Raw genomic sequence first — 9,753 nt, forward strand, 5'->3', positions numbered from 1 at the left:
GCCGAGATCGACGCCGCCGACCTGATCCTCGACGGGCTCGTCGGGATCGGGGCGTCGGGGGCGCTGCGGGAGCCGTACGCGCGGCTGGCGGAGGCGGCCAACGCGGCGCCGGGCCGGGTTGTGGCCGTCGACGTGCCGAGCGGGGTCGACGCGAGCAGCGGCCGGGCCGAGGGGGCGGCCGTGCGCGCCGCGGTGACCGTGACCATGGGGGCGTACAAGACGGGATTGCTGGTCGATCCGGGGGCGGAGTTCGCGGGCCGGGTCGAGCTGGTGGACATCGGGCTGGGGGCGTACGTGCCCGATCCCGACGTGGTCGCGCTCGGCCACGACGACGTGGCGCGGCTGCTGCCCCGGCCGGGCACCGAGTCCGACAAGTACCGCAGAGGGGTGCTCGGCGTCGCGGCCGGGAGCCACCTGTTCACCGGCGCGGCCGTGCTGGCCGTGGGCGGCGCGCTGCGCGCCGGCGCCGGCATGGTGCGCTACGCCGGCACCGAGGAGCCGGTCGCGCAGGTGCGGGCGCACTGGCCGGAAGCGGTGATCACGGTGCTGGACCGGCCCTCGATCGACGGCGTGGGACGGGTGCAGGCGTGGGTGCTCGGTCCGGGCCTCGGCACGGACGAGCGGGCGCACGAGCTCGCGGCCTCCGTGCTCGCCTCCGACGTGCCCGTGCTGGTCGACGCCGACGGGCTGACGATCGTGGCGAAAGACCGCGAGCTGCTGCGGCGTACGGCGCCGGTGCTGCTCACGCCGCACGCCGGGGAGCTGGCCCGGCTGACCGGCGCCGAGCGCGCCGACATCGAGGCCGCCCGGCTGGAGCACGTCCGCGCGGCGGCGGCCGAACTGGGCGTGACCGTGCTGCTCAAGGGCTCCACCACGCTCATCGCCGAGCCGTCAGGGCAGGCGCGGGTCAACGTCACCGGCAGCTCCTGGCTGGCCACCGGCGGCACCGGAGACGTGTTGTCGGGCGTCGCGGGCGCCCTGCTCGCCCAGGGGCTGAGCTGCTACGACGCCGCCGCGTGCGGCTCGTACGTGCACGGGCTGGCCGGGCGGCTGGCCGCCGACGGCGCACCCCTGGCGGCGGCCGACGTCGCCACCGCCGTGCCGGCCGCCATCCGTGCCGTGACCAGCGGCTCGGCGTCCGGTGAAAAACCCGGCGAGCGGTGAGAAGCGCGCTCGACCACGTGCGCCAGCTGCCACACTAGAAGGATGTACTCCTCGATCGCCACGCCCGCGCAGGCACGAGTCGACCTGGCCGCCATCAGGCACAACGTGGCCCAGCTCAAGGAGCGGGCCGGCGGCGCGGAGCTCATGGGGGCCGTCAAGGCCGACGCCTACGGCCACGGCCTGCTGCCCACCACCGAGGCCATGCTTCAGGGCGGGGCCGGCCGGCTCGGCACCGCGGTCATCAGCGAGGCCCTGGCGCTGCGCGCGGGCGGGGTGACCGCGCCGATCCTGTCCTGGCTGATCACCCCGGGAGAGGCGCTCGACGAGGCGCTGGCCCGCGACATCGAGCTGTCGGCCTCCGACGTGCGACTGCTCGACGAGATCGCCGAGGCCGCGCGCCGCACCGGCATCACCGCGAAGACCCACCTGGAGGCCGACACCGGCATGAGCAGGGGCGGCTCGCCGCCGGCCGACTGGCCGGGGCTGCTGTCCAGGGCCATGGAGCTGCAGGCCGAGGGCGTCATCGACATCACCGGCATCTGGACACACTTCGCCTGCGCCGACATCCCCGGCCACCCCTCGATCCGGCGGCAGCTGGAGACGTACGAGGCGGCGCTGAAGCTGGCCGAGCAGGCCGGCGCGGCCGGCTCCCACGTGATCAGGCACATCGCCAACTCCGCCGCCCTCATGACGCTGCCCGAGGCCCGCTTCGACATGGTCAGGTCCGGCATCGCGATGTACGGCCTGAGCCCCATCCCCGAACTGGGCGACTTCGGCCTGCGCCAGGCGATGACGCTGGTCGGCCGGGTCGCGTTGGTCAAGCGCGTGCCCGAGGGGTCCGGCGTCTCCTACGGCCACCTCCACGTCTGCGAGCGCGAGACCACGATCGCCGTCGTCCCGCTCGGCTACGCCGACGGCATCCTGCGCCACGCGAGCGACCGTGCCGAGGTCCTGGCGGGCGGGCGCCGCCGGCGGATCACCGGCCGGGTGTGCATGGACCAGTTCATGATCGACCTCGGTGACGATGAGCTGTCGGCCGGCGACGAGGTGGTGCTGTTCGGGCCCGGTGACGGGGGCGAGCCGACCGCCCAGGAGTGGGCCGATAGCCTCGGCACGATCACGCATGAGATCGTGACCAGGATCGGCTCGCGCGTGCCGCGGGTCTACGAGAGAAGGAGCACGGAGTGACGGCGAGCGCGCGGCGGCCATGAGCGGGAAAAGGATCGGGGAGATGACGACGACGACCACTCGGCGCAGGGTGGGCATCGCCGGCGCGCTCGTCGGCGCGGCTTCGGCCGGTGTCGCGGCGGCGGCGCTGGCCAAGCGGTACGCGGTCGGCCGCATCCGGCTGCGCCACGACCCGGAGGCCAGCGAGCCCTTCGGCGAGCTGCGCGGCAGGCAGCGCACGCTCATCACTTCCGACGGCAAGGCGCTGCACGTCGAGGTCGACGGCCCCGAGGACGCCCCGCTGACCATCGTGTTCTGCCACGGCTACTGCCTCAGCCTGGAGTCGTGGCACTACCAGCGCAAAGACCTGCGCGAGAACTACCGCGTCGTGCTGTGGGACCAGCGCTCCCACGGCCGCTCGCAGCGCGCCGGCGCCGACGACAGCACGATCGACCGGCTCGGCGAGGACCTCGCCGAGGTGATCGAGGAGTTCGTGCCGGGGCCGTGCGTGCTCGTCGGCCACTCCATGGGCGGCATGACGATCATGGCGCTGGCCGACCGCCACCCCCACCTCTTCGGCGACAAGATCCGCGCGGTGGCGCTCATCGCCACCTCGGCGGGCAAGCTGGCCGAGCTGACGCTGGGCCTGCCCGCGATGCTCTCCAAGGTCGTGCACAAGCTCGCCCCCACCACGGTCTCGATGCTGGGCAAGCGGGGCTCGCTGATCGACAAGACCCGTAACGCCGGCAGCGACATCGCCTTCCTCTTCACCCGCTACTTCGGCTTCGGCGACTCCGGCAACGTCAGCCCCACCGTGGTCGACTTCGCCGAGTCGATGATCAGGCAGACGCCGACCGAGGTGGTCGCCGACTTCTACCCCGCGCTGATGAACCACGACAAGCTCTCCGCGCTGCACGTGCTCGACCCGGTGCCCACCGCGATCCTGGTCGGCGACAGCGACTGGCTCACCCCGCCCGACCACAGCAAGGCCATCGCCTCCGCGCTGCCCAAGGCCCAGCTCACCGAGGTGCCCGACACCTCCCACCTGATCCAGCTGGAGCGGCCGGGCGTCGTCAACGACGCGCTGCGCGACCTGGTGAAGAGGGTGGAGCTGTGACGAGACTCGCGACCGCCGACGACATGCGCGCCTACGGCGCCCGCCTGGCCGCCCGGCTGCGGCCCGGAGACCTGGTGATCCTGTCGGGCCCGCTCGGCGCGGGCAAGACCACACTCGTGCAGGGCATCGCCGAAGGGCTCAAAGTACGCGGCCCGATCACCTCGCCCACGTTCGTGATCGCCCGGGTGCACCCGTCGCTGCACCAGGGCCCGCCGCTCGTCCACGTCGACGCCTACCGGCTGGGCGGCGGCCTGGAGGTCGACGACCTCGACCTCGACGCCTCGCTGGAGGAGTCGGTGACCGTCGTCGAGTGGGGCGAGGGGCTGGTCGAGGGACTGTCGGAAGACCGGTTGGAGATCCACATCGACCGCGAGGACGGCGACGACGCCCGCGTCGTGACGCTGCGCGGCGTGGGCGCGCGGTGGGCCGACACGCCGTCTGATCCGCTGCAAGATTAATCGGCGGGTAAAGCACCGGTACGCCTGGCACCCTTGACGTAACCGCCCGGCGATCTGAAACATGATCGTTGGTCAGGGATTCGCCCAGATTTTCTGGGTATCACGAGGGGCGACATCCACAGATCCGGTGGATGCTGGGTTGTACGACGGCAGAGTGGGGTGCGGCCGGTGCTCAGGGTCAGGCGAGTCGCGTACGCGGGAGCCATCGTCATGGTCGGTCTGACCGGCTGCACAGCCTCGGCCGAGACCGATCCGACGGCCACCCCCACCCCCACCGCGAGCGGCACGGCCGCCCCGACCGCGACGGCGACCGCGACCACCACTGGGAGCCCCAGCCCGACGACCACCAGGCCGACCATCTCGGTGCAGCTCAACCCCGACCGCGTCAACGCCGGCGAGACGACCGGCGTGTGGATCTTAGCCAACTGCCCGGTGCCGACCGGCGGTCCCGCCCACACCGGCACGGCCACGTCCAGGGCGTTCATCAGCGGCGTCACGCTCAACCCGGTGCCCGCGGCCTCCGTCACCCCCACCGCGACCTCCTCGCCGGCCGCCGCCTCGCCGTGGGTGCGCGGCGAGGCCCAGGTCTCCGGCACGATCCGGCGCGGCAGCTACCGGGTCGACGTCAAGTGCGACGGCACCAACGACATGGGCCGCGCCACCCTCCGCGTCGTGGCGCCGCCCGCCGACGAGAGCGAGGACGACGACGTGCCCACCGGCCTGCCCAGCCGGGCGCCCCGGGCGGGCGGCGGCGGCACGTACGCGCAGGAGGCCGCCGACGAGTCGTCCATCCCGCTCGGCCCCGCCGGCGTGCTCATCGGCCTCGCCCTGGCGGCCGGCGTCGGCATCGCGATCAAGCGTCGGTCCAAGGCGTAGCCGATGGCCCGTCCAGGACGGGTCGTGCTGGCCGGCGCGGTGACGGGCTTGGTGCTCGCCGCGTTCGGCAGCAACCTGCAGACCCAGAACACCACTCCGGCGAAGGCGGTCGTGCCCGAGAGCATCGACATCCCGTCGATCGACGTCGAGGCCCCGCTGATGAAGCTCGGCCTGCTCAAGAACGGCGAGGTCGAGCTGCCTCCGTACGAGAAGCCCAAGACGGCCGGGTGGTACGCCCGCAGCGCGGTGCCCGGTGAGAAGGGCGCCTCGGTGATCATCGGGCACGTCGACACCAAGACGGCGCCCGCCGTCTTCTACCGCCTGCGCCAGTTACGCAAGGGCGAGACCGTCAAGGTGGAGCGCAGCGACGGCAAGGTGGTGACGTACAAGGTCGACTCCGTCGAACAGGTGCACAAGGACCGTTTCCCCACCAAGCGCGTCTACGTGGAGGACGGGCTCAAGCTGGTGACGTGCGGCGGGAAATTCGATTACGCCAACGGCGAGTACCTCGATAACGTCATCGTGTACGCCTCACCGGTCTGAAAGGGCGGCGATGAGCGGCGACAACCCGCCTGCGTCCGGCGTCCGCGTGCCGTGGCACGACGTGCATCCGGGCGTGCGCGCCGCGGTGGCGGAGTTCCTCGGCGGGCCGGTGGTCGAGGCCGTCACCCAGCCGGGCGGTTTCTCCCCGGCCTGCGCCGCCCGCCTGCGCGCCGGCAACGGCAGGCGCGCGTTCGTCAAGGCCGTCGGGCCCGAGCCCAACCCGAAGACCGTCGAGCTCTACCAGGCCGAGCTGAAGGTCGCGGCTGCGCTGCCCGCGTCCGTGCCCGCTCCCAGGCTGCTGACCGGCTTCGAGCTGGAAGGCTGGGTCGCGCTGGTCTTCGAGGACGTCGAGGGCGAGCACCCGGAGCTGCCGTGGCGGCGCGAGCAGCTCGACGTGGTGCTCGCGGCGATCGAGCGGATGGCGGTGGAGCTCACCCCGTCGCCGGTCCAGGTGCCCACCGTCGGCGCGGCGTTCGGCGAGGCTTTCCGCGGCTGGCGCCGGCTGCTCGGCGAGGACACCACCGGCCTCGACCCGTGGGCGGTGCGCCACCTCGGTGAGCTGGCCGAGCTGGAGTCGGGGTGGGCCGCGGCGGCGGCCGGCGACAGCCTGGTCCACGGTGACCTGCGGGCCGACAACATCCTGCTCGCCGGCGATCGGGTCTACCTCGTCGACTGGCCGTACGCGTGCCTCGGGGCGCCCTGGTTCGACCGGCTGGCCATGCTGCCGTCGGTCAGGATGCAGGGCGGGCCGCCGCCCGACGAGCTGTGCACCGACCCCGATCCGGCCATCACGGTGGTGGTGGCCGCGTTCGCCGGCTACCTGCTGCGGCAGTCTCTCCAGCCCGATCCCCCCGGTCTGCCCACTTTGCGGGCGTTCCAGCGGGCCCAGGGCGTGGTGGCCCTCGACTGGCTGAAGCGGCGTACCGGCTGGGTGTGACCCCGGCGGCGGGTAGGCTTGAGAGTCGTGCTGGTCCTGGCCTTTGACACCGCGACACCTGCCGTCACCGCCGCGCTCCACGACGGGGAGCGGGTGCTCGCCGAGCGTACGACGATCGACGCCCGGCGCCATGGCGAGCTGCTCGTCCCCACCGTCGAGCAGGTCCTCCAGGAGGCCGCCGTCCCGCTGCGCGAGGTGACGGCCATCGTGGCCGGCAGCGGCCCCGGCCCCTACACCGGCCTGCGCGTAGGGCTGATGACCGCGCAGGGCCTCGCCGGCACGCTCGGCGTCCCGGCGTACGGCATCTGCACACTCGACGCGGTCGCCTACGGCAGCGGGCTCACCGAGCCGTTCCTGGCGGCCACCGACGCGCGGCGCAAAGAGGTGTTCTGGGCGCGCTATTCCGACATGCGCACCCGGGTCGACGGGCCGTTCGTCGACCGTCCCGCCGACGTGCCCGTGAACGGGCTGCCGGTGGTGGGCGCGGCCGCCACGCTCTACCCCGACGTCCTCGGCGACGGCGGCGGCGCGCCGCCCTACCCCTACGCGGGGGCCCTCGCCGCCCTGGCCGCCGAGCGGCTGGCGGCGGGCGTTCCGCTCGATCCGCCGCGTCCGATCTACCTGCGCAGGCCCGACGCCGTGGTGCCCGGCGCGCCGAAGAGGGTGACGGCGTGAAACTCCGGCCGATGACCGTGGACGACCTGCCGGCGGTCATGGCCATCGAGCGCACCACGTTCCCGCTCGACGCGTGGAGCGAGGGCATGATGCGCGGCGAGCTGGCCGACATGCCCCGCACCCGCCACTACGTGGTGGCGCTGGTCGACGACGAGATCGTCGGCTACGCGGGGCTCGCCGCCGCGGCCGACCAGGCCGACGTGCAGACCATCGCGGTACTGGAGAAACACCGCGGCACCGGCATCGGCAGCGCGATGCTCACCGCGCTGCTCGCCGAGGCCGGCCGCCGGGGCGCGCGCGAGATCTTCCTGGAAGTACGCTCCGACAACCCGCGCGCGCAGACGGTCTACCGGCATTTCGGGTTCGAGGAGATCGGCATCCGCCGCCGCTACTACGACGACGGCACCGACGCGATCATGATGAGAAGGAAGCTGGATGGCTGACGCACCTCTGGTCCTGGGCATCGAGACGTCCTGCGACGAGACCGGCATCGGCATCGTCAGGGGCCACACACTGCTGGCCAACACCATCGCCTCCAGCATGGACGAACACGCGCGCTTCGGCGGCGTCGTGCCCGAGGTCGCCTCGCGCGCCCACCTGGAGGCCATGACGCCCACCGTGGATGCGGCGCTGACCGCGGCCGGGCTGAAGTTCTCCGACATCGACGCCATCGCCGTGACGGCCGGTCCGGGCCTCGCCGGGGCGCTGCTGGTCGGCGTGGCCGCGGCCAAGTCGTACGCGCTGGGCCTCGGCGTGCCGCTCTACGGCGTCAACCACCTGGCCGCCCACGTCGCGGTCGACCAGCTGGAGCACGGGCCGCTGCCCAAGCCGTGCGTGGCGCTGCTGGTCTCCGGTGGTCACTCGTCGCTGCTGCTCGTACCCGACGTGGCCGAAGACGTGATCTCGCTCGGCTCCACCGTCGACGACGCGGCCGGTGAGGCGTTCGACAAGGTGGCGAGGGTGCTCGGGCTGCCGTTCCCCGGCGGCCCGCACATCGACCGGGCCGCCCGCGACGGTTCCGGTGCGGCGATCGCGTTCCCGCGCGGCAAGATCGACGACGGCACGCTCGACTTCTCCTTCTCCGGCCTCAAGACGGCCGTGGCGCGCTGGGTCGAGGCCCGCGAGGCGGCCGGCGAGTCGATCCACGTGCCCGACGTCGCGGCGTCCTTCCAGGAGGCGGTGGTCGACGTGCTGACCCGCAAGGCGCTGCAGGCGTGCAAGAAGTACGACGTGCACGACCTGCTGATCGGCGGCGGCGTGGCGGCCAACTCCCGGCTGCGCGCGCTGGCCCAGGAGCGTTGCGACGCGGCCGGCGTACGCCTGCGGGTGCCCCGCCCGGGCCTGTGCACCGACAACGGCGCCATGGTGGCCGCGCTCGGCTCCGACCTGGTGGCGGCCGGTGTCAGGCCCTCGACGCTGCAGATCCCGGCCGACTCCTCGCTGCCGATCACGACGGTGCACGTCTGAACCGGGCGCGGGTGAGACGCAGCGTCGCGGCGCCGGCGAAATAGCCGGCCAGGGCCGCCGGCGGCATGCCGGTCAGCCCGTGGTCTCCTGGCCCGGCCACCGCGATCGCGAGGATCCCGGCCAGCACGGCGGCCATCCCGGCCCACGTCAGCACGCCGGCCGTCATCCCCGCCCTGGCTCCCGCCGCGGGGCTGGGGCCCGAGCGCCGTTCCACCGGCCCGAAGACCGCTACGAGCACCAGGAGGATCACGGCCAGCGCGGCCAGCCAGGGCAGCCGCAGCACGAGCCACAGCGGCGTGCCCGGCGGCGGGTCCGGCAGCAGTCCGGTCGGGTACAACGCCAGCGCGCCGAGCACGGCGGCGGTCATGTGCCACAGGAAGAGCGTCATGATCACCGAGTTGATCGCCACGACCACCGTCCACGGACGTAGCCGCCGCAGCCACCGGGAGGCGGGGCCGTGTGAGGCCAGCGCCAGCCCCGTCTGCGTGAGGGCCAGCGCCAGCAGCGCCAGGGTGGGCGGCGAGGTGTTCTGGCCTACCATGCCGAGCGGGTACGGGCCGGCCACGGTCAGCAGCACCAGCACGGCCAGCCCCGCGACCGCCAGCGGCCAGCCCACCTTCGGCCGGGCGGGCAGACGGCCGTCCTGCCAGGCGAAGCCGAGCTGGTGCACGGCGAGCCAGGCGAACAGGAAGTTGGCCTCGCCCAGCACGGGCGCCCGGTCCAGCATCCGCGCCGCGTCCCCCACGCCGACCAGGGCGATCAGCGCGACCGGCACCGCCAGACCGTGGCGGCGGTGCAGGGCGTGCGTCACCGGCGTGAGCACCACCACGGCCAGGTACGCCACCAGGAACCACAGCGGGATCCCGGCCATCCACACCCCGATGCCCACCAGCTCGGCATCCGCGCCGAACGCGCGCGCCGACAGCGCCGCCACCGCCAGCACGGCCAGCAGCGCCGTGGTGGGACGCACCAGCCGGTCGGTACGGCGCAACGCCCAGGCCGCGGAGTCGCCGCCACGCTCGCGGTGGGCGGCCAGCGACGCGGCGTTGGCGTACCCGCCGACCAGGAAGAACACCGGCATGACCTGGAACAGCCAGGTCAGCGGGAGCGTCCAGGGCACCAGTTCCACCGCGCTGCCGCCGCTCAGCCCGCCGTCGTACGTGACGTGCACCGCCAGCCAGTGACCGGTGACCACGGCGCCGATCGCGATGGCGCGCAGCAGGTCGACATGGCGATCCCGATGCGCCGGCGTCTCCTCGGCCAGCCGCCGCATCTCCCGCATGGCACCAGCCGTCAGCGACACGTCCCGTCGTCTACCCGGGACACGGCCGGTGTATCCCGTCGCGCAG

11 protein-coding genes are annotated in these 9,753 nt (G+C 73.4%); 10 read left to right on the forward strand and 1 reads right to left on the reverse strand.

The window, feature by feature from the left end:
* The 10 genes from E1286_RS43125 to tsaD all read left to right on the forward strand — a co-directional run.
* A partial coding sequence (locus E1286_RS43125; protein ID WP_132622550.1) for an NAD(P)H-hydrate dehydratase occupies window positions 1-1,164 on the forward strand: 1,164 nt, incomplete at its 5' end.
* A 42-nt stretch (window positions 1,165-1,206) separates the two neighbouring features.
* Window positions 1,207-2,352 carry an alanine racemase gene (gene alr / locus E1286_RS43130; RefSeq protein ID WP_165970176.1) on the forward strand — a complete coding sequence of 382 codons (1,146 nt, stop codon included), beginning with the start codon at window positions 1,207-1,209 and terminating at the stop codon, window positions 2,350-2,352.
* A gap of 43 nt (window positions 2,353-2,395) precedes the next feature.
* The gene (locus tag E1286_RS43135) at window positions 2,396-3,448 is read left to right on the forward strand and encodes an alpha/beta fold hydrolase (protein ID WP_132622552.1); all 1,053 of its coding nucleotides are present in this window, start codon (window positions 2,396-2,398) and stop codon (window positions 3,446-3,448) included.
* A complete protein-coding gene (gene tsaE / locus E1286_RS43140; protein WP_342776324.1) occupies window positions 3,445-3,906 on the forward strand; it encodes a tRNA (adenosine(37)-N6)-threonylcarbamoyltransferase complex ATPase subunit type 1 TsaE in 462 nt (153 codons plus the stop codon). Before E1286_RS43135 ends, tsaE begins: the two co-directional genes overlap by 4 nt.
* Window positions 3,907-4,074: 168 nt before the next feature.
* A complete protein-coding gene (locus E1286_RS43145; protein ID WP_132622554.1) occupies window positions 4,075-4,782 on the forward strand; it encodes a hypothetical protein in 708 nt (235 codons plus the stop codon).
* Window positions 4,783-4,785: 3 nt separating this feature from the next.
* Entirely contained in the window at window positions 4,786-5,325 is a 540-nt protein-coding gene (locus E1286_RS43150; protein ID WP_165970177.1) for a class F sortase, read from the forward strand.
* Window positions 5,326-5,335: 10 nt separating this feature from the next.
* A complete protein-coding gene (locus E1286_RS43155; protein WP_132622556.1) occupies window positions 5,336-6,262 on the forward strand; it encodes an aminoglycoside phosphotransferase family protein in 927 nt (308 codons plus the stop codon).
* 27 nt (window positions 6,263-6,289) lie between these two features.
* The gene (tsaB, locus tag E1286_RS43160) at window positions 6,290-6,937 is read left to right on the forward strand and encodes a tRNA (adenosine(37)-N6)-threonylcarbamoyltransferase complex dimerization subunit type 1 TsaB (RefSeq protein WP_132622558.1); all 648 of its coding nucleotides are present in this window, start codon (window positions 6,290-6,292) and stop codon (window positions 6,935-6,937) included.
* 11 nt (window positions 6,938-6,948) lie between these two features.
* Window positions 6,949-7,380, forward strand: coding sequence for a ribosomal protein S18-alanine N-acetyltransferase (rimI, locus tag E1286_RS43165; RefSeq protein ID WP_132622568.1), 432 nt, complete (start codon window positions 6,949-6,951; stop codon window positions 7,378-7,380).
* Window positions 7,373-8,404 carry a tRNA (adenosine(37)-N6)-threonylcarbamoyltransferase complex transferase subunit TsaD gene (tsaD, locus tag E1286_RS43170; RefSeq protein ID WP_132622560.1) on the forward strand — a complete coding sequence of 344 codons (1,032 nt, stop codon included), beginning with the start codon at window positions 7,373-7,375 and terminating at the stop codon, window positions 8,402-8,404. The genes rimI and tsaD overlap by 8 nt, the downstream gene beginning before the upstream one ends.
* Here the strand turns inward: tsaD and E1286_RS43175 are convergent.
* Window positions 8,385-9,753 (reverse strand): acyltransferase family protein (locus E1286_RS43175; RefSeq protein ID WP_342776325.1); only part of this gene is annotated, 1,369 nt, incomplete at its 5' end. The two genes, tsaD and E1286_RS43175, sit on opposite strands and share 20 nt — an antisense overlap.

This window comes from Nonomuraea terrae, from assembly GCF_004348995.1.
In the GTDB taxonomy this organism is placed as follows: domain Bacteria; phylum Actinomycetota; class Actinomycetes; order Streptosporangiales; family Streptosporangiaceae; genus Nonomuraea; species Nonomuraea terrae.